Origin of the sequence: Streptomyces thermocarboxydovorans, assembly GCF_039524635.1 — a bacterium.
Classification (GTDB): Bacteria; Actinomycetota; Actinomycetes; order Streptomycetales; family Streptomycetaceae; genus Streptomyces; species Streptomyces thermocarboxydovorans.
In genome coordinates, this window is the sequence record NZ_BAAAGU010000043.1 from 1 (window position 1) to 18,437 (window position 18,437).

Sequence of the window (18,437 nt, forward strand, 5' to 3'; positions counted from 1 at the left end):
CGCGGGCCTTCCGATATCGTCACACCGCCGTGACCTGCACACTCACGACGTCACCGCGACTTTGCAATCGCCCTGCGAGGAGGAGCGGCGAGCAGAGGGCCGTCACGAGGGCCGCGGCCGCGGCGAGTGCGGTGCGTGAGGAGGACATGATTCTCCGTGGTCCTGGAAAGCGTCCTGGGGGACGAACGCTGAGCTGCGATCTTGGATGCGCCGGGATCACGGATGGTTGTCCTCGGTCAAGAGCAGTCAAGAAGCGTGCTGCGCGACGGCGACGGCGCACACGGGGGGGCGATGCACTGTGCAGTGGACGGACGAGGTGGAAGCCGTCGCCACGGCCGTGGGAAGTACGGCCGCGCTCATCGGTCTTGCCGCGCTGATCGTGCAGCTGCGTCACCTCGCTGAAGGGCTCCGGGCGTCCGCCCGTCGGGCCACTTACGACATCGGGGTCCAGATCAAGCTGATCCTCATCGAGCACCCCCATCTGCGCCCCTTCTTCTTCGACAACATGCCGGTCCCGCCCGGTCACCCCGACGCCAGCCGGATCGCCTCGCTCGCGGAGCTCTACTGCATCTACTTCCAGGAGATCGCGGAGCAGTGGCACAACGTGAGCCCGCGGAACCGGGCCGCCTGGGAATCGCTCGTGCGGTCCATGTACCGGTCGAGTCCCCCCATCCGGGAGCAGTTCGGCCGCCGGCTCTCCTGGTACTCGGCGGAACTGCGGGAGTTCGTGGAGCTGTTGCAGCGTGAGCCGGCGCCGGGGTGAGCCAGGAGCAGCTGCGTGGCAGGCCCCAGGGGCACGGCTTGGCGAGGCCGCTGCCGCTGGGGCCGCCGACCACGGGCACGCACAGCCGGGCGCGCAGTCCGGGACGCTCGGCGAGCAGCACGGCGACCGCGCGGAGCAGGGTGAGATGCGCCTGGTCGTAGAAGCCGGCCGCCACCGCCACCTCCATCTCACCCGGCACTTCCGCAGGCTGGTGGGGGTCACTCCGGGGCGTTATCGCCCGCGGGGGCGCTGGCGTCCTCGGGAGCGGTGCCGTCCTCGGGGGCGCTGGCGTCCCCAGGGGCGCTGGCGTCCTCGGGTGCGGTGCCGTCCTCGGGGGCGGTGGCGTCCTCAGGGGCGCTGGCGTCCCCAGGGGCGCTGGCGTCCTCGGGTGCGGTGCCGTCCTCGGGAGCGGTGGCGTCCGAGCGCCGGGTGAGGTGGGCGAAGGCCTCCAGGTTGCGGGTCGGCTCGCCGCGGGAGACCCGCCACTCGTACTCCTTGCGGATGGCGGTGGCGAAGCCCAGCTCCAGCAGGGTGTTGAAGGCGCCGTCGGCCGCCTCCAGGACCTGGCCGAGCAGGCGGTCGATCTCCTCGGCGGTGACCGCGGCCAGCGGCAGCCTGGCGGTGACGTACACGTCGCCCATCTGGTCCACGGCGTAACTGACGCCGTAGAGCTTGAGGTTGCGCTCCAGCAGCCAGCGGTGGACGCCGGACTCGTTCTCGTCGGGGTGGCGGATGACGAAGGCGTTCAGCGACAGCGAGTGGCGTCCGACGATGAGGGAGACCGTCGTGGACAGCTTGCGGGTGCCGGGGAGGGTCACCACGAAGGAGCCGGGAGCCGTGCTCTCCCATTCGAGGCCGGCGTCCTTCAGGGCCGCCTCGATCACCTGCGCCGCTCTCTGGTCGTCCTTCTGAGCGTCCTTCTGATCGTCAGCCATGGTGCGAGCGTACGTGACGGCGGTGCGCGTGGGTCGCGGCCGTGTACACGTCGGCGGTGGCGGCGGCGGCCCTGTCCCAGCCGAAGGACTGGGCGTGCCGGGCGGCCGCGGCGCCCATGCGGGAGGACAGCTGGGGGGCGTCGGCGAACCGGCGCAGGACGCGGGCGTAGGCGGCCGGGTCGTGGCCCTGGATCAGAAAGCCGGTCTCTCCGTCCCGCACGGCGACCGGCAGGCCGCCGACGGCGGCGGCGAGCACCGGTGTTCCGGTGGCCTGGGCCTCTATGGCGACCAGGCCGAAGGACTCGCTGTAGGAGGGCATGACCAGCACGGAGGCGGCGCGGAACCAGTCCGCGAGCTGGTCCTGGCCGACCGGCGGTTGGAAGCGCACCACGTCGGCGATCCCCAGGCGGGCGGCCAGCTTCTGCAGCCCTTCCGGCTTGGCGAGGCCGCTGCCGCTGGGGCCGCCGACCACGGGCACGCACAGCCGGGCGCGCAGTCCGGGGCGCTCGGCGAGCAGCGCGGCGACCGCGCGGAGCAGCACGTCGGGGGCCTTGAGGGGCTGGATGCGGCCCGCGAAGAGCGGGATCAGCGCGTCCTGGGGCAGGCCGAGGCGGGCGCGGGCGGCGGCGCGGCCGTCGGCGGGGCGGAAGCGGGCGAGGTTCACGCCGGGGTGGACGACGGCGACCTTGGCGGGGTCGGCGCCGTAGTGGTGGACGAGTTCGCCGGCCTCCTCGTCGGTGTTGGCGATCAGCCGGTCGGCGGCGGCGACGATCTGGGTCTCGCCGATGACGCGGGCGGCGGGCTCGGGGGTGTCGCCGTCGGCCAGGTTGGCGTTCTTGACCTTGGCCATGGTGTGCATGGCGTGCACCAGGGGCACGCCCCAGCGCTGGGCGGCGAGCCAGCCGACGTGGCCGGAGAGCCAGTAGTGGGAGTGGACCAGGTCGTAGTGGCCGGGGCGGTGGCCGGCCCAGGCCTGCATGACGCCGTGGGTGAAGGCGCACAGCTGGGCGGGCAGGTCCTCCTTGGCGAGGCCCTCGTAGGGGCCGGCGTCGACGTGCCGGACGAGGACGCCGGGGGCGAGTTCCACGGTGGGCGGGAGGGCGGCGGCGGTGGCGCGGGTGAAGATCTCGACCTCGATGTTGATGGCGGCGAGGCGCTGCGCGAGTTCCACGATGTAGACGTTCATGCCACCGGCGTCGCCGGTGCCGGGCTGGTGCAGCGGTGAGGTGTGCACCGAGAGCATCGCCACCCGGCGCGGCCTGCGGTGCAGGCGCAGCCGGGGGTGGGCGGTGGGGGAACGCCTGCCGAGCCTGGCGATGTACTGGCTCACGGGCGTTCCTCCTCGCTGCGGGCAGGCCTGGCTGCGGAGGGGGCACGGCTCCTCCGGTGGGTGAACAGCGGAAGGGCTCCGTCCCATTTCCGTGCAGCCACCACGGAACGCTTCTTTGCCGAATCATTACCGGTCATCGCTCAACCGTTCGAGATCGGGGTGCGTAGCGCCGGAGGCAGAGGGCGGGCGCTCCGCCCGGTCCGCGTACCCCCATACCCTCGTACGTATGACAGCCCGCGCCCTTCCCCTCCCCCACGCCCGGCTCCGGTCGCGCGGGAGGGCCCCCGTCGTGGGGAATGTGACGCGGGGGACCACCAGCCCCAACCGGCTGCGCCGCATGGACCGCTGGATCGTGGCCACGCACGGCGCCGAGCTGCGCCGCGCCGCCGATCCGGTCGCCGTCGACCTCGGCTACGGCGCGGCCCCCTGGACGGCGGTCGAGCTGCTGCACCGGCTGCGCGGGGCGGCCCCACGCACCCGTGTGGTGGGCGTGGAGATCGAACCGGCCCGGGTCGCGGCGGCCCTGCCGTACGAACGCGAAGGGCTGCGCTTCCGGCACGGCGGCTTCGAGATCCCCGTCTCCGGCCGGCCGGTGCTGGTCCGGGCGGCGAATGTGCTGCGCCAGTACGACGAGTCCGAGGTGGCCGGCGTGTGGCAGCGCCTGTGCGCCCGGCTCGCGCCCGCCGATCCGGCGACGGGCTCCCGCGGCGGGCTGCTCGTCGAGGGAACCTGCGACGAGATCGGACGCCGGCACGTGTGGGTCGCCCTCGGCCCGGAGGGACCGCGCACGGTCACCTTCGCGACCCGGCTCGCCTCCCTCGACCGCCCCTCCGACCTGGCGGAACGCCTGCCGAAGGCGCTCATCCACCGCAACGTCCCGGGCGAGCCCGTGCACGACTTCCTGCGCGACTTCGACCGCGCCTGGGCCGCCGCCGCGCCCTACGCCTCCTACGGCGCCCGCCAGCGCTGGATCCGCGCGGTGCACGACCTGTCGGCCGACTGGCCGGTGACGGACCGGCCGGTGCGGTGGCGCCAGGGGGAGGTCACGGTGCGCTGGGATGCGCTGGCGCCGTGCGCGTGAATGCTCCGGGGGCGTGCGGGTGCGCGAACGCTCCGCGGGTGTGAGGTTGCGCGAACGCTCCGCAGGCGTGAGGTTGCGCGCGCGTCGGACTCCGCGCACATGAGGCTCCGCGCGCCAGACCTGCCCGGACCGCCCAGTCCGCCCGGTCCGCCCGGTCCGCCCGGTCGGCAACGTGCGTGACACCTGCGAACGGCACCCACAGGCAACACCCATCGGCAGCAAGCGCCGCACACCTGCGGGTGAATGGCGGGAACGATCTCTGTGAGTCGTTCGTCACACCCGCGGGGCGATCACCGCTCACGGGTGTGCGACAGGCGAACAGGCGGGCAGGTACGGGCAGCGGAGCCGGAGAGTCGGTCCGGAGCGCAGGGCCGGACAGGGCGTCCTCTGTACGCGGGACGCATCCCCGTGGCAGCATCCCCCCGGCGACCAGAAGTTACTGACGGTTAATCAGTTTGGGGGACTGAGGGCATGAGGACGGGCAAGGGCAGCTTGCTCACCGCGGCGATCGGCGTGGTCTGCGCGATCACCGTACTGGCGGCGCCGGGCACGGCGTTCGCGGACCCCGGCCCGTCCCCGAGCGCCACCGCAAGCCCGTCCGCGAGCGGGTCGGCGAACGCGTCGGCGAACGCGTCGGCGGACACCCCGGTCACCAACGCCGAACTCGAGGCCGTGCGCAAGAAGCTCGCCCGCCTCTACCGCGCCGCGGCCCGCGCCACCGAGGAGTACAACGCCGCCGAGGAGAAGGCGAAGAAGCAGAACGCCGAGATCGTCCGGCTGGCCAAGAAGATCGTCAAGGGCGAGGAGAAGCTCGAGGAGCTGAAGAAGCGCGCGGGCGCGGCCGCGGCCGCCCAGTACCGCGGCGGCGGGCTGCCGCCCGAGGCGCATCTGATGCTGAGCGACGATCCGCAGGAGTTCCTCGAGGGCACCGACCGGGTGCGCCAGGGCCAGCACGCCGCCAAGGGCCTGCTCGGCGAAATGACCCGCACCCAGGAGGACTTGGAGCGGTACGCCGGGGACGCCCAGGCGCGCTGGCGCAAGCTGGAGGCGGGCCGCAAGGCCAAGGCCAAGGCGCAGAAGAAGATCGAGAAGCAGATCGCGGCGGCGGAGAAGCTCGAGTCCACGCTGGAGAAGGAGGAGCGCGAACGCCTGGCCCGGCTCGAGGAGCAGGCCGCCGAGCGGGCCCAGAGCGCCTGGCTGAGTTCCGGCATCCTGGACGACATCAAGGGCGAGGCCACCGCGCAGGGCAAGAAGGCCGTCGCCTACGCCACCGCCCAGATCGGCAAGCCCTACAAATGGGGCGCCGAGGGCCCGAAGGCGTACGACTGCTCCGGACTCACCTCACAGGCCTGGCTGTCGGCGGGGCGGGGCATCCCGCGCACCTCGCAGGAGCAGTGGAAGCAGCTTGAGCACGTGGACATCCGTCAGATGCGGCCCGGCGACCTCATCATCTACTTCGACGACGCGAGTCATGTGGGGATGTATGTCGGGAACGGGACGATTGTCCACGCTCCGCGCCCGGGGCGGACGGTGACGCTCGCCGGGGCCGGCTCGATGCCGGTCCTCGGCGTGGTCCGGCCGGACGCCGACTGACCGACCGACCGCCCAACGCCCTGGTGACATGGGCCACGTGACACAGTGCACGGCGATCACGCTCCCAAACCCGGCGGGGACGTGACGTTCGTCATCCTCGGCGCGTCTCCGGCCTGTCCAACTGCGGTAGCAAACGCGGCATATGACAATGGCCGGTGGCCAGGCGGCGTGCCTCGCACCATTCCGTTGCGGTGGTGACACCCGCTATGGTCCCCGTTCGAAGGGGCATCCCCTGGCCCGTACGACACGCAGTCGCGGCGTACGCCCCGGGGAAGGGCCGCGATCCCTCGCCCCCGCCATGCCCTCGGGGGGAGGGAAGGAACCCGGAACAATGCCCGTACCCGTACCGCGGCAGAGAGCGATCCCGGCCGCGGAAGGCGGTCAGGCGCACGCCGCTTCCCACAACGGCGGAACCACCCAGGTCTCCGTGGAGGCCCAGGCAGGCGCCCCGCGCACGGCAGGCCCGGCCGGGAGCATCACGGACCAGGCCAGGACCACGCCGGGGAGGGCCGAGACGACCGCCCACACCAACCTCACACTGCTGCTGATCGAGGACGACCCGGCAGGGTCCCCGATCGTGCCGGACCTGCTCGACCAGGCCGGCAAGCCGATCCGGGTCCGCACCGCCCGCAACCTCACCGAGGCCGAGCGGCTGCTGACCGACGACGTGCACTGCATCCTGCTGGACCTCGCGCTGCCCGCACCGGGCCGGACCAGGAACACCGACACCCCCGCCGACGGCAGCGGTGACGCGGACGACCACGACGAGCTCGCCGTGCTCAAGCACGTGCTGCAGCTCGCGCCCCGGCACGCCGTGCTGGCGCTGACCGCGTCCGGCGACGCGGAGCGCGGCGCGGAGGCGGTGCGCGTGGGCGCCCAGGACTACCTCTTCCGCGACGAACTGGACGGCCGGCTGCTCAGCCGCGCCATCCGCTACGCGGTGGAGCGCAAGCGCTCCGACTCCGCGGAGCGGCGGCTGGCCGAGGGCCGGGTGCGCGCCCAGGAGAACCGCCGCCTGGAGCGCGGTCTGCTGCCGACGCCGCTGCTGGAGGGCTCCTCGCTGCGCTTCGCCGCGCGCTACCGCCCCGGCCGCTCCCGCGCCCTGCTCGGCGGCGACTTCTACGACGTGGTGCGCACCTCGGACGGCACCGTGCACGCCATGATCGGTGACGTCTGCGGGCACGGCCCCGACGAGGCCGCCCTCGGCGTGGAGCTGCGGATCGCCTGGCGGGCGCTGACGCTCGCCGGCCTGTGTGGCGACGAGCTGCTGGGGACGCTGCAGCAGGTGCTGGAGCACGAGCGGACGAACGACGAGATCTTCGCGACCCTGTGCACGGTGGACATCGAGCCGGACGGGCGCCGGGCCGGCCTGTGCCTGGCCGGCCACCCCTCCCCGCTGCTGGCCCGGCCGGGCCTCCCCGCGCAGCTGCTCCCCTACGACGACAACGGCCCAGCTCTCGGACTGCTGCCGGGCGCTCGCTGGCCGCGGATGCAGGTGGAGCTGGGCTCCGAGTGGAGCCTGATGCTCTACACCGACGGGCTGATCGAGGGCCGCGTCGGCGACAGCGGTGAGCGGCTCGGCCAGGACGGCATGGTCGAGATGGTGCGCCGGCAGATCGCCTCCGGTCTGCGCGGCGAGCGGCTGCTCCAGGCCGCGGTGAACGAGGTCAGGGAGCTCAACGGGGGCGAGCTGACCGATGACGTGGCGGTGCTGCTGCTGGACCGGGCGGACACCCCCTGAAACCTGGTGGCGGACACCCCCTGAAAGCCTGATGCTCCCCTGGAGCGACTCATCCCCCCTCTGGTGGAGCGCCGCGGCGCCGCGGCTGCGGTCAGCGGCCGTTGTACGGCCCGTAGGGGCCGTCGCTGCTGGAGCCCCTGGTCCTGCGGCCGCCGCCGGGCAGGCCGCGGAGGGCCGGGCGCACGTCGACCATGTAGACGATGATCGCGATCAGGCCGATGATCGGCAGGAGCGACAGGATCGGGAAGATCAGGTTCACCACGAAGGCGAGCCCCAGGATGATCAGCCAGAACGGCTTGGTCTGCTTGTCGGCCGCCCGGTAGGCGTCCTCACGCCGAGTGGCCGCGTCGATCAGCGCGAAGCCGCTGAAAACCATCAGGGCCATGCTCAGCAGCCACATCAACCCCGCGAAGCCCTGCATCAGCACAACATCCACCACCCGAGTCCGCTCGTCCTTACTCGGTCACCGTACCCGCAAGCGCCGGCCGGCTACCCGGAGAACGGGCCGGGCACCGCGAGAGTGCCCGGCCCGTCGCCCGTCATGAGCCCGTTGTCGGTCGTCATGAGCCCGTTGTCGTCATGAGCCCGTTGTCGTCATGAGCCCGTCGTCGTGACGAACCCGTTGTCGTCATGGACCCGTGATCGTCACTTGGCCGGCGGAGTGGTCCTCTTCGCGGCCGTGCTCTTGCGCGCCGGGGCCTTCTTGGTGGCCGGCTTCTTCGCGTCGCCGTTGACCTCGGTCGCGGCGGGCTTGGCCTCGTCCTTCGCCTCGCTCTTCACCTCGGCCTTGGCCTCCGGCTTCGCCTCCTCCTTGACCTCGGGCTTGGCCTCGGTCTTCGGCTCCGCCTTGGGCTCGACGGCCACGGCGATGTCCTCGATGTTCTCCGCGGCCTCGCCGCGCCAGGTCTTCACGGCCTGCTCGCCGTGCTCGGCGACCTTCTCGTAGGTCTCGCGCGCCTTCACCGCGTACTCGGCGGCCACGCCCACGCCGCGCAGGGCGAGGTCCTGGGCGGTCTCACCGAGCTTCTTCAGGTCGGTGTCGAGGGAGCCCAGAATCTCCTGGATCTTGGCCTGGAGGGTCTCCTGGGTCTCCTTCACCCGGGTGGTCGCCTTCTCCTGGACCACCTTCGGGTCGGTCTTGCGCACGGCCTCGAGCCGGGCCGGGGCCTCGGTGCGCAGCTGCTCCACCAGGGCCGGCACCTTCTTGGCCTGCTGCAGAGCCAGGTCGGCGGTGCCGGCGGCGAAGTAGAGCGGCTTCGGGTCGCTGAAGGTCTTGCGCAGGTCGTCGGTGATGGCCATGGTGATGGTCCTCCCGGATATCGTTTTCGGCTGAGGGTTCGTGGTGATCCGCGGCGGGCGGCCGGTGCCCTGGACCGGCTCAGCCGGCCGTCTGCTGCGGATCGCTGTCGCTGCCGCCGCGGTCGCGGCGTCCGGCGGACGTGCCGCCCTTGCTGGTGGAGGAGTCACCCTCCGCTAGGAGCTCCGCCGCCGTCTCCGTCACCTCACCGGCCCCGGAGTCCCCGAAGCCGTTCTCCTTGCGGAACGACTCGTAGATCTGCAGGAGCACCTGCTTCTGACGCTCGGTCAGGCTCGGGTCGGCGAGGATCACAGCACGTGTCTCGACCTCGTCCCGGTCCCGCTCGGCGTCCAGGATCCCGGCGCGGACGTACAGCGTCTCGGCGGAGATCCGCAGCGCCTTGGCGACCTGCTGCAGCACCTCCGCGCTCGGCTTGCGCAGCCCGCGCTCGATCTGGCTCAGATACGGATTGGACACGCCGGCGGCATCGGCGAGCTGCCGCAGCGACAACTGCGCATTGCGCCGCTGCTCGCGCAGGTACTCACCGAGATTGCCGACGTTGAGCGATGCCATGCCTCCACCTTGCCGCGCATCGCTAACTTTTGCAAGCACCCTGCTTGCAAGAGTGCGCTATCCGGTCGGGCGGGGGTCGTGACACCGGGCGCCGGCCGCCCTGCCCCCGTCCTGCCTGTCGTGGCCAGGGCGACGTGCCGTGGACGTGCCTCACCGACCCGGAGGGCCACGAGTTCTGCGTCCTCGCTTGGCCAGGTCGGTCAGGAATCGAGAAGCGGCGCCGGTGGGGGCTGCCTAGCCTGACCGACATGGACATCACGATTCACACCACCGTTCTCCCGCACGACGACCCGGAGGCCTCCCTCGCCTTCTACCGGGACGTTCTCGGCTTCGAGGTGCGCAGCGACGTCGGCAAGGACAAGATGCGCTGGATCGTCGTCGGCCCGCCCCAGCAGCCCGGCACGTCGATCCTGCTGGCCCCGCCGGACGCCGACCCCGGCATCACCGAGGACGAGCGCCGCACCATCCGCGAAATGATGGCCAAGGGCACCTACGGCTGGATCATGCTGGCCACGGCGAACCTCGACGAGACGTTCGAGAAGGTGCAGTCCCACGACGTGGAAGTGGTCCAGGAACCCATGGATCAGCCGTACGGCGTACGCGACTGCGCCTTCCGCGACCCCGCGGGCAACATGGTCCGCATCCAGGAAGTCCGCTGAGCCCCCCGGTACATCGCACCCCTCGCCCGCCCCCGCCCCTGCCCGCGCCCGCGGGCGGGCGGCGGCGTCCCTCCGTCATCCGCAGGAGTCACGCATGTGCCAGCCCGAGTGGCGACGCGCCCGCACCGCGGCCCTCGCCGAGACCGGCCAGGACACCACCACCGACCAGGCCACGACCGGTCAAGGCACCCCCAGCCCACCCCCAGCCCGGCCCCGCCCGGCCATGACCGGCCCCGACCGGACCGGTCAGGAATCAAGAAGCTCCGCCCACCCGTCACCCCTAGCGTGAGAGCCATGACGACCATCGAATCCCTCACCCTCGAGGTGGCCGACACCGAGGCCGCCCACCGCTTCTACACCACCGCCTTCGGCCTGGACTCGCAGCTCCGGCTCCGTACCGCCCAGGCCCCCACCTCCGGCTTCCGCGGGTTCACGCTGTCCCTCGTCGTCTCCCAGCCGGCCGACGTCAACGCCTTCTTCGACGCCGCGATCACCGCCGGGGCCACCGCGCTGAAGCCCGCCGCCAAGTCGCTGTGGGGCTACGGCGGCGTCGTGCAGGCCCCCGACGGGACGATCTGGCAGCTCGCGTCCTCGTCGAAGAAGGACACCGGCCCGGCGACGCGCACCTTCGACGAGCTGGTGCTGCTGCTCGGCGTCGAGGACGTCCCGGCGAGCAAGCGCTTCTACGTCGAGCGCGGGCTCAGCGTCGCCAAGGGCTTCGGCAGCAGGTACGTGGAGTTCGCCACCGGCTCCGCCCCGGTCAAGCTGGCCCTCTACAAGCGCCGCGGGCTCGCCAAGGTCGCCGGCGTCTCCCCCGAGGGCAGCGGCTCCCACTGCCTCGCCGTGAACGGCGACCTCGGCTCCTTCACCGACCCGGACGGGTTCGTGTGGGAGGAGTCCGCCTCGGCGCCGACACTCGCGCAGATCACGGAAGGGATCGGAAGGAGGTGACCCCGGCCGACGCGACGACGAAGCCCGCCGAGCCAGCGAGCACGGATGCTTCGGCGCCCGCCGCCCCGCGCGACCGTGCGCAGCGTCTGCGGGACACCCGCGCCAAGCTGGAGAGCGAGGTCGACCTCTGGGTCGCGACCGCTGACCCCTCCGGCGGCGGCCCCCACCTGATCCCGCTCTCCTGCCACTGGGACGGCAGCACCTTCCTCATCTCCACCCCGCGCACCTCGGTGACCAGCCGCAACCTCCTCGCCGACCACCGGGCCCGCCTCAGCCTCGGCCCCACCCGCGACGTCGTCATCGTCGACGCCACCGCCGAGCCGGTGGACCTCGACGAACTGGGCTCCGAGGCCGCCGACGCCTTCGCCGCCCGCACCGGCTTCGACCCGCGCACCCTCGACACCCCCTACCAGTACTTCCGCCTCCGCCCCCACCGCATCCAGGCCTGGCGCGAGGCCGACGAACTCCCCGGCCGCACCCTGATGCGCGACGGCAACTGGCTCGACTGACCGTCCGCAGTGACGGCGGCAACGACATCACAGCGACCGGGGCGCGACGACAGAGACGACGTCAGAACGGCAACGGACGCGCCGCCACCACCTCCAGCCGCGACACCGCCCGCGTCAGCACCACGTACAGCCGGTGCAGCCGGAGGCGGAGACGTCCTCACCGGCGACGATCTCACCCTTTTCTCACGCCAGAGCCCGTGCGAGATAGGGGTTCACCGTCGAGCGGACCGGGAGGCCGAGGAAGCCGGTGGCCACGGCCAGGGTCACGGCGTAGGAGTCCACCGCGCGCTGGACGTTCGGGGCGTCCATGCCTGCACCCGTGACGATGCGGTCGAGGTCGACATAGGCGGAGCGGACGATCTCCAGTGAGCGGTAGAGCTGCCAGTCCTTGCGCCAGTCGCGGGTGTACTCGGGAGGCAGCCGGCGCTCCCACCGGCGGAACATGCGGTCGCGGATCTCGGGCCGGGTGGGGGTGAGGTGCATGTGGCGGACGAGGTCGTACAGCGGGTCGCCGACCAGGGCCATCTCCCAGTCGATGATGGTCAGCGCCAGGGCGTCGTCACGGCGGACCAGGTTCCACGGGTTGAGGTCGCCGTGCAGCAGCGACGGTTCGCGGTGACTGACCCGATGGCGGGACAGGATCTGGCGCAGGCGCGCGGCGTCCGGCAGCCCCAGATGCCGTGCCAGCTGCTGGGACTTCTTGGGCAGGTCCGCCACCAGAGTGACGAACTGGTCCGTCAGCCAGGAGTAGAAGCCTCGCTCGCCCGCGACGGGATCGAGCTGCCTGTAGTCCACTTTCGTCAGGGCGCACAGTTGGTCGACCAGTCCGTCCGCCTCGTGAGGCAGCAGGCCGTACACCGGATGCTTCGGCGGCCGGTCGATGTCGGCCCCCACATAGGTGTGGATGGCGAAGTGGTCGTCGGGGAAACTCACCCCGAGCGCCAGTGCCCGGGGGGCAGCCACGGAGACCGGTGTTTCCTCGATGGCGCGCAGGACGGCGTGTTCGCTGAGGAAGCTCCACTCGCGGCGGCTGGCCTCCGGCAGTTTGCGCCGGATGACGACAGGGACCTCGAAGCCCGGCACCCGCAGCACGGTGTTGAGGTGCGCGGTCCCCTTGAACACGCGCCCGGCCGGGGCCGCGCCCTCCAGCGCGAGAGCCTCCCGCACGGCGTCCTCGGAGAAGTCATCGGGCAGGGGGAGGCGACGATCCGGCTGCCAGGCAAGGGCTCCCACGGCCAGACGCCCGCCGTGACGCCCCGACCGGGAGGCCAGCCAACGGAAGAGAGCCCCCTCGATCTCCTTCTCTCCCGGCACGTTCCGCAGCCTCAGCGGGCCGGCCGCCGCCTCCAGCGCTCGGCTCACCTCGGCCGTGGCTTCTTCCATGGTCTTCTGGGTGTACGACACCTCCAGCGACCGCGCCGCCCTCATCACGTCCGGGAAGACGGACTGCGCTCGCTCGAAGGCCAGGTAGTGCCGCAGGTCCTTGCTGAGGCCGTTGACGGCGGCCGGACGAACGCGCTGCATCGCCTCCGCCCACGCCTCGACCACCTCGGGACGCTGGTCGAGCGGGTACTGCATCCTCACCAGATGGGTCGCGAGATCGTGCAACGGATCGCCGTATGTGGCCAGCTCCCAGTCGACGCAGATCAGTGGTGGGTCCCCGGCGTACGAGACGATCAGGTTGTCACGGTGGAGGTCGGCGTGGAGCAGGCTGTAGGGCCGCCTGGTCATCGCGGGTACGCAGGCGGCGAACTCGATCAGAGCGTCCTCGGGAATGCCCAGTGCCGCGAACAGTCCACCGAACGCAGCCCAATTGGGCTGCCTGATCTGCCGGTCGGCGAGGTGCGCCAGCGTTCGCAGAAACCCCTGGCTGTCGGTGTCGTTGCTGGGCCACCGCCGCGGAAGCGGCGGCAGCGCGCCCCGCCGCACCTGGGTCATCTGTGCCAGCAACCGGGCGAGCGCCTTGATGAGCAGCGTGTCCACGGGCTTGCCGTTGCCGCACACACTCGACAGGGGGACCCCTTCGACGTAGCTGTGGATCGCGAAGGAATCACCCTTGACCAGGCACTCCGGTGCGTGCGGCAGCACGCCTTTGATCGAGCGCAGGATCTCGGCCTCGTCCGGCCAGGTCCTGATCACCACGGGGAGTGCCTCGGTGCGGCGCAACCGCACCGTCACCGATGTGCCCGGCTCCCGCCCCAGCAGCCGGGCCTCCCGTTCGGGCAGGGCCACGACATAGTTGCGGTTGTGGTGGCCGTTGCTCGCCACCCCCTGCTCGATCGCGTGCCGGACGAGCGCACGGTAGTCGGCGCCGGTGGCGGCGCGTTCCCCGACGTCCGGTCGGGGAATAGGTGGTGCGCCCACGGGCCGCTCCGGGAGGGACGAGAAGAGTCACTGTCGACGGTATGCACGCCGGGCCGGGCACGCATGTCGGCCTGGTCGCATCGGGCATGCCTTATTCACCCGTCCGCGTGAAGACTACGCAAGCCCGTTCGGGTCCGGCTGGGTAAACCTCTATACGAACAGAAGCATGCGGAAGCTCATCGGTGCGCAGATGGTACAGCACTCAACTGGGGTCCCCAGCGCCTCCTGGGCATCCCTTGCTCCATGCGGGCTACGGTCACTTGCCCGGCTCACGCTCGCTGGCGAGCCGCTCCCACACGGAGTCGAACCACAGCCGCATGCTCTCGACGAATACGGACCCTGAGGATTGCGGATCCTGGTCCTTCACGTGATGGGTCAAGGTCGAACCGAGACCGATGACGTCGAGGGCCGTGACCACCTCGCCGCCCTCGAGCTGCATGGGACGTTCCACCACCTCGTACATGCCGTGCAGGGCCTCCATGCCGTTGAGGAGGTACAGCTTGAAGGCCGGCGGCAGCGGGACGTGACGAATGTGCACCTCGACCGACGGGACGAGCTTCTCCGTACGGAGGTCGTTCAACGCCGTCTGGAGCGAGGTGGTGTGCAGCTCGGTGATGGCGCGCAGGCGTTCAAGCGGGCGGGTGTCACTGCGGTCCTCCTTGGCACGGGGGTACGGCAGCGGCAGTGAGGCGTCCGGCAGCAGCATTCGCAGCGTGATGCGCTCGGGAGAGATGGAACCCCGCCGGATGCGCTGGGCCTGCAGACCGATGTGGGCACTGAGCGACTCCGAGGTCAACGTGTAGACGTCCAGGGCGACTTCGGGCGCCTCGAAGGCCTCGCTTATGAACAGGTCCAGCGTCACGCCACGGCTCAACCGGGTGGCCTTGGCGACCGTCGACTGGATGCGCTGAACCTTGATCACGCGAGAGCCGCTGCCCTGCCTGGACTCGATCCATCCCTCGTCGCTCAGTTCCCGCAGGGCTCGCTGCACGGTGTCGCGGGAGATCCCGAGCTCCTCGGCGAGGTCCCGCTGTGACGGCAGAAAGCTGCGCAGGGGGTACAGCCCGTCGGCTATCCGCCCGCGCAGTTCGTCGGCGATAGCACGGAAACCCTTGCCGGCGCCCTCGCCGGCCTCCTGGCCCTCCACGACTGGAACCTACCGCTCAAACGCCGGAGGCAAACGGGCTGCGCACCAACTGCCCGCGCAAATCGGCCGGTTGGTTAAGGGATCAATCAGGCCGGGCAGACAAACTTCACGGGATCCAGTCCAATTGGACCGCCAGTTGGGCGTCTCCCCGGAACTGGACGGGAGTTGGTGGACATGCCTTTGCTCAGCCGGATCGGCGGGTTATGTCTGAGCACGCTCGCGGAGACAAGACTCGGCACACTCGGTGTGGTGCTTCTGCTCCTGATCGGGGCAGCGGTGCAACTACGCCGGAGCGGACTGGCCGTCGGCGCGGCCGTGGTGTTCACGTGGTTGATGATCCAGGCCTAGGGACTCGACGGGCATCTTGTCACGAACCGTGCCCCCGGTCCCCGCACCCTCACCCCGATTCCCGCACCACACTCAGGACCGATTCCAACGACCTGACCACCACCTCCGCCCCCGCGTCCCGCAGCAGCTTGTCCTTGCGGTCGTTGCGGGCGTAGCCGAGGAAGGAGACGCCGGCCGAGCGGGCGGCCTGAAGGTCGGAGGGGGAGTCACCGATCATCAGCGCGGAGGCGGGGGCCACGCCCATGGCGTTGAGGGCTCGGGTGATGCAGCGGGGGTGGGGCTTGAGGTGGTGCAGTTCCTGGGTGCGGCCGTAGATGTGGGGGGCGAAGCAGGCGAGGAGGTTCCGGTCCTCGAGATAGGCGCGACTGACACGCGGTGAGTTGTTGGTGGTGATCGCCAGACGGACGCCCCGCGCGGTCCAGGTGCGGATGAGGGGGTCGGCCCAGGCGGTGGGAAACGCCGTCTTCGCCGCCAGCAGCTCCTCCTTGGTCAGCCGCTCCTCGAGCTCCGCGACCAGGTCGCTGCCGGGGTGACGGCGGTCGACGGCACGGAGGACGACGTGGGGATCCAGGGACTCGCGTTCCCGCTCCGAGAGCAGACCGTGCAGCCCGTTGCTCTCCAGCCACTCGACAAGGTCCCGCGCCACCCGTTCCGCCGAGTGCCCGGCGAACAGGCGGCAGATCGGCCCGTCGAAATCCCACAGCACGACCCGCGCACGCGTGATCAGATCCTGCAGCGCGTTCGGCTCCCTCTCGGTCTCGGCCGTCACCGGATCAGTCTGCGTCGTCTCAGAAGTCACTAGGAGAGTGTCAGGTCCGACGTGATGGTTTCCCAGAGGGCATCGAACCACTTCTGGGATTCCTCCACGAACGCCGCGTCCCTCGGCCCGGCCTGCTTGACGAAGGAGAACAGCAGGGACTTGGAGCCGAGCACGTCGTACATGTCCAGGGTCCGGCTGCCCCACTCCTCCTCACGGCGCACCAGCATGTAGTAGCCGAGCAGCGCCTCCTTCTGGTTGAGCAGGTAGAGCTTGGTGGGCGGGGTGAAGGGCAGGGCGCGGAAGCGGACCTGGACGTCGATGCCGTGGGTGGAGCGGAAAGCCCGCAGGTTGTGCTCCAGCACCTGGGCCTGGGCGTTGCGCATCTGCAGCCACCGCTCGTGCACGGGGTCGGGTACGGAGTCCCGCCCGGCCCCGTCCTCGTCGGCGTCCTGCTCGGCCAGCACTGGGAAGGCGAGATTGATCTTGCGGGACGGCAGAAGTATCCGGAAATCGATCGTCTCAGGCCGGAGGCGGCCCTCGTGGATCAGGCGGAGAGGTTCACCCAGGGCCAGCATCAAGGTCTCGGACGTGTGGCACACGACGTCGACCCGGACGTGGGGCGCGGAGAAGGCCTCCAAGAGCCGAGGGGTCAGGGCGACCATGGTGGGCCGGGGCTCCTCGCGGGCCGGCGGCGGTTCGGCGATCCGCGGCGGGCTTCCCTTGCTGACGTTGCTGAGCAGGCCGTCCTGCTGGAGGGCGCGCAGCGCCTGGCGCACGGTGCCGCGCTCCACGCCGAACTCCTCGGCGAGCTCGGCCTGGGTGGGCAGGCGGTCGCCGGCCCTCAGCTCGCCGGTGCGGATGCGTTCGCGCAGGATGTCGGCGATCTCCTGGGGCGAGAGCCTTCTGCTGCCGTTCACTGCGACGTTCTCCTGGGTCACGACCAAACGCTACAACTTCTATCCATCTATGGGGAGTTGTTTGCGAGTTGTTTATGAGTAGCAGCCAAGTGGGGACAACTTAGGGAAAGTTGGCTACCAACTTCATGAAGTTGGCGGAAGGTTTGCTTCCGAAAGCTGACAGACGCTTCCGAAGACCGCCGAGGGTCTTCGAAGGCCTTCGAAGGCTCCGAAGGAGGAACCCGTGCCCGTCCTCGCCCTCGTCTCCGCCGTCCTGGTCATCACCGTCGAACAGCTCGTCGCCTGGAAGTACGGCGTCACCGGCATCATCGGTCTGCTGCTGCTCACCATAGGCCTCAAGGCCAACAGCCCCGGCGTCAGCTCCACCGGAGCGGTCCTGCTCGCCCTGTTGCTGGCGAGGCCGGCCCTATGAGCCAAGAACGCCGCACGTCCCGGAACTGTGGGAGACGTCAGTTCAGGAGCGCCAGCTCCGAACTGATGGTCTCCCACAGTGCGTTGAACCAGAGGTGCGACTGCTCGACGAACGTGGTGTCACGCAGCGAGGCGCCCTGCTCGAAGGCGAAGAGCAGCGACTGGATGCCCTCGGCGTCGTACATCTCCAGCCGTTCCTGGCCGATCTCCGCCTCCCGGCGCGACAGCGTGTAGTACGCGAACAGCGCCTCGGCGCCATTGAGCAGGTACAGCTTCACCGGCGGGGTGAAGGGCAGGGCACGGAAGCTGACCCGGACATCGACGCCGTGGGTGGCGCGCAGCGCGAGGAGGTTGTGCTTCAGCACTTGGCCTTGGGCGTTGCGCTGGAGCAGCCAGCGCCGGTGCACGGTGTCGGTGTCGTCGCGGTGCCGGCCGTCCACCGGGACGGGAAAGGCGAGGTCGATGTTGCGGCTGGGCAGGAGGATCCGGACGTCGATCTTGGCCGGTTTCAGCCGCCCGGCGTGGATCTGGCGCAGCGGTTCGCCGAGGGCGAGGTTGAGGGAGATGGAGGTGAGGCAGACGGCGTCGACCTCCACCTGCTCTGCCGCGAAGGCGGCGGCGATGCGCGGGGCGAGGCCCACCATCGTGGGCACCGGCGGGGCGGCGGGGCCGGTCAGCGCGCGGCCGGGGTCGGCGGCGACCTTCGCGGGCGCCCCCTTGGAGACCTGGGTGAGCAGTTGCTCGGAGTGCAGGATGCCCAGCGCACGGCGCACCACACCGCGTTCGACGCCGAACTCCTCGGCCAGCCGGGCCTGCGTGGGCATGCGCTCGCCGGCCCGCAGCACTCCGGACCTGATCCGGGCGCGTAGCACCTCGGCCACCTCACGGTGTGTCCGCCGTGGCCGCTGTGGCCTCTTCCGTCCATTGACGGAGGCGTGTTCCGGCTCCACAACCAAACACTACAACTTCCCGCCATCTTTGGGCAGTTCAGCGAGAGGTGGTTATGAGTCGCTTCCAAGTGGAGATAACCATGGAAGAGTTGGTCACCAACTTCAGCA

18 protein-coding genes and 1 pseudogene are annotated in these 18,437 nt (G+C 70.7%); 9 read left to right on the forward strand and 10 right to left on the reverse strand.

What is annotated here, in order from left to right; all coding sequences use genetic code 11:
* Positions 1 to 298 precede the first annotated feature (298 nt).
* Positions 299 to 763, forward strand: a complete 465-nt coding sequence (locus ABD198_RS20245) for a hypothetical protein (RefSeq protein ID WP_344003742.1) — start codon at positions 299 to 301, stop codon at positions 761 to 763.
* Positions 764 to 1,182: 419 nt separating this feature from the next.
* Here the strand turns inward: ABD198_RS20245 and ABD198_RS20250 are convergent.
* A pseudogene (locus tag ABD198_RS20250) lies at positions 1,183 to 1,698 on the reverse strand (type III secretion system chaperone family protein); the annotation flags it as partial.
* Positions 1,691 to 3,028 (reverse strand): D-inositol-3-phosphate glycosyltransferase, encoded by a 1,338-nt coding sequence (gene mshA / locus ABD198_RS20255; RefSeq protein ID WP_344003745.1) that lies wholly within the window; start codon positions 3,026 to 3,028, stop codon positions 1,691 to 1,693. The gene mshA and the pseudogene ABD198_RS20250, both read right to left, overlap by 8 nt.
* 289 nt (positions 3,029 to 3,317) lie before the next feature.
* On the opposite strand from mshA, the gene ABD198_RS20260 reads away from it, so the two are divergent.
* The 3 genes from ABD198_RS20260 (at position 3,318) to ABD198_RS20270 (ending at position 7,443) form a co-directional block, all read left to right on the forward strand.
* Positions 3,318 to 4,109 carry a class I SAM-dependent methyltransferase gene (locus tag ABD198_RS20260; RefSeq protein WP_344003747.1) on the forward strand — a complete coding sequence of 264 codons (792 nt, stop codon included), beginning with the start codon at positions 3,318 to 3,320 and terminating at the stop codon, positions 4,107 to 4,109.
* Positions 4,110 to 4,580: 471 nt separating this feature from the next.
* Positions 4,581 to 5,702 (forward strand): C40 family peptidase, encoded by a 1,122-nt coding sequence (locus ABD198_RS20265; RefSeq protein ID WP_344003750.1) that lies wholly within the window; start codon positions 4,581 to 4,583, stop codon positions 5,700 to 5,702.
* 331 nt (positions 5,703 to 6,033) lie between these two features.
* Positions 6,034 to 7,443, forward strand: a complete 1,410-nt coding sequence (locus ABD198_RS20270; protein WP_344003753.1) for a PP2C family protein-serine/threonine phosphatase — start codon at positions 6,034 to 6,036, stop codon at positions 7,441 to 7,443.
* Positions 7,444 to 7,534: 91 nt separating this feature from the next.
* Here the strand turns inward: ABD198_RS20270 and ABD198_RS20275 are convergent, their stop codons facing one another.
* The 3 genes from ABD198_RS20275 to ABD198_RS20285 form a co-directional block, all read right to left on the reverse strand.
* Positions 7,535 to 7,864 (reverse strand): DUF2516 family protein, encoded by a 330-nt coding sequence (locus ABD198_RS20275; RefSeq protein ID WP_344003937.1) that lies wholly within the window; start codon positions 7,862 to 7,864, stop codon positions 7,535 to 7,537.
* Positions 7,865 to 8,088: 224 nt separating this feature from the next.
* Complete coding sequence (locus ABD198_RS20280) at positions 8,089 to 8,742, reverse strand: hypothetical protein (protein WP_344003756.1); 654 nt, start codon at positions 8,740 to 8,742, stop codon at positions 8,089 to 8,091.
* Between the two features lie 79 nt (positions 8,743 to 8,821).
* Positions 8,822 to 9,313 (reverse strand): helix-turn-helix domain-containing protein, encoded by a 492-nt coding sequence (locus tag ABD198_RS20285; RefSeq protein WP_344003759.1) that lies wholly within the window; start codon positions 9,311 to 9,313, stop codon positions 8,822 to 8,824.
* Positions 9,314 to 9,561: 248 nt separating this feature from the next.
* On the opposite strand from ABD198_RS20285, the gene ABD198_RS20290 reads away from it, so the two are divergent.
* The 4 genes from ABD198_RS20290 to ABD198_RS20305 all read left to right on the forward strand — a co-directional run bounded on the left by ABD198_RS20290 (position 9,562) and on the right by ABD198_RS20305 (position 11,432).
* The gene (locus tag ABD198_RS20290) at positions 9,562 to 9,972 is read left to right on the forward strand and encodes a VOC family protein (protein WP_344003762.1); all 411 of its coding nucleotides are present in this window, start codon (positions 9,562 to 9,564) and stop codon (positions 9,970 to 9,972) included.
* Between the two features lie 94 nt (positions 9,973 to 10,066).
* Positions 10,067 to 10,261, forward strand: coding sequence for a hypothetical protein (locus ABD198_RS20295; protein WP_344003765.1), 195 nt, complete (start codon positions 10,067 to 10,069; stop codon positions 10,259 to 10,261).
* A 5-nt stretch (positions 10,262 to 10,266) separates the two neighbouring features.
* Positions 10,267 to 10,923 carry a glyoxalase gene (locus tag ABD198_RS20300; RefSeq protein WP_344003768.1) on the forward strand — a complete coding sequence of 219 codons (657 nt, stop codon included), beginning with the start codon at positions 10,267 to 10,269 and terminating at the stop codon, positions 10,921 to 10,923.
* On the forward strand, positions 10,920 to 11,432 hold the full coding sequence (locus ABD198_RS20305; protein WP_425580514.1) for a pyridoxamine 5'-phosphate oxidase family protein: 513 nt from the start codon (positions 10,920 to 10,922) through the stop codon (positions 11,430 to 11,432). Before ABD198_RS20300 ends, ABD198_RS20305 begins: the two co-directional genes overlap by 4 nt.
* A gap of 183 nt (positions 11,433 to 11,615) precedes the next feature.
* Here the strand turns inward: ABD198_RS20305 and ABD198_RS20310 are convergent, their stop codons facing one another.
* From ABD198_RS20310 to ABD198_RS20325, 4 genes are all read right to left on the reverse strand, one after another.
* On the reverse strand, positions 11,616 to 13,796 hold the full coding sequence (locus ABD198_RS20310; protein WP_344003771.1) for a phosphotransferase family protein: 2,181 nt from the start codon (positions 13,794 to 13,796) through the stop codon (positions 11,616 to 11,618).
* Positions 13,797 to 14,052: 256 nt separating this feature from the next.
* Positions 14,053 to 14,943, reverse strand: coding sequence for a GntR family transcriptional regulator (locus ABD198_RS20315; RefSeq protein ID WP_344003773.1), 891 nt, complete (start codon positions 14,941 to 14,943; stop codon positions 14,053 to 14,055).
* A 397-nt stretch (positions 14,944 to 15,340) separates the two neighbouring features.
* Complete coding sequence (locus ABD198_RS20320; RefSeq protein ID WP_344003776.1) at positions 15,341 to 16,060, reverse strand: HAD family hydrolase; 720 nt, start codon at positions 16,058 to 16,060, stop codon at positions 15,341 to 15,343.
* A gap of 29 nt (positions 16,061 to 16,089) precedes the next feature.
* Positions 16,090 to 16,995 carry a winged helix-turn-helix domain-containing protein gene (locus tag ABD198_RS20325; RefSeq protein WP_344003779.1) on the reverse strand — a complete coding sequence of 302 codons (906 nt, stop codon included), beginning with the start codon at positions 16,993 to 16,995 and terminating at the stop codon, positions 16,090 to 16,092.
* 196 nt (positions 16,996 to 17,191) lie between these two features.
* Between ABD198_RS20325 and ABD198_RS20330 the strand changes: the two genes are divergently transcribed.
* Positions 17,192 to 17,380 (forward strand): hypothetical protein, encoded by a 189-nt coding sequence (locus ABD198_RS20330; protein ID WP_344003782.1) that lies wholly within the window; start codon positions 17,192 to 17,194, stop codon positions 17,378 to 17,380.
* A 37-nt stretch (positions 17,381 to 17,417) separates the two neighbouring features.
* Here the strand turns inward: ABD198_RS20330 and ABD198_RS20335 are convergent, their stop codons facing one another.
* On the reverse strand, positions 17,418 to 18,335 hold the full coding sequence (locus tag ABD198_RS20335; RefSeq protein WP_344003784.1) for a FadR/GntR family transcriptional regulator: 918 nt from the start codon (positions 18,333 to 18,335) through the stop codon (positions 17,418 to 17,420).
* Between the last annotated feature and the right edge of the window lie 102 nt (positions 18,336 to 18,437).

Excerpts from the sequence above, each read along its gene's own strand:
- ABD198_RS20270 (WP_344003753.1), top strand. The coding sequence starts at position 6,034 with ATGCCCGTACCCGTACCGCGGCAGAGAGCGATCCCGGCCGCGGAAGGC.
- ABD198_RS20285 (WP_344003759.1), bottom strand. The coding sequence starts at position 9,313 with ATGGCATCGCTCAACGTCGGCAATCTCGGTGAGTACCTGCGCGAGCAG.
- ABD198_RS20275 (WP_344003937.1), bottom strand. The coding sequence starts at position 7,864 with ATGCAGGGCTTCGCGGGGTTGATGTGGCTGCTGAGCATGGCCCTGATG.
- ABD198_RS20300 (WP_344003768.1), top strand. The coding sequence starts at position 10,267 with ATGACGACCATCGAATCCCTCACCCTCGAGGTGGCCGACACCGAGGCC.
- ABD198_RS20295 (WP_344003765.1), top strand. The coding sequence starts at position 10,067 with ATGTGCCAGCCCGAGTGGCGACGCGCCCGCACCGCGGCCCTCGCCGAG.
- ABD198_RS20265 (WP_344003750.1), top strand. The coding sequence starts at position 4,581 with ATGAGGACGGGCAAGGGCAGCTTGCTCACCGCGGCGATCGGCGTGGTC.
- ABD198_RS20280 (WP_344003756.1), bottom strand. The coding sequence starts at position 8,742 with ATGGCCATCACCGACGACCTGCGCAAGACCTTCAGCGACCCGAAGCCG.
- ABD198_RS20290 (WP_344003762.1), top strand. The coding sequence starts at position 9,562 with ATGGACATCACGATTCACACCACCGTTCTCCCGCACGACGACCCGGAG.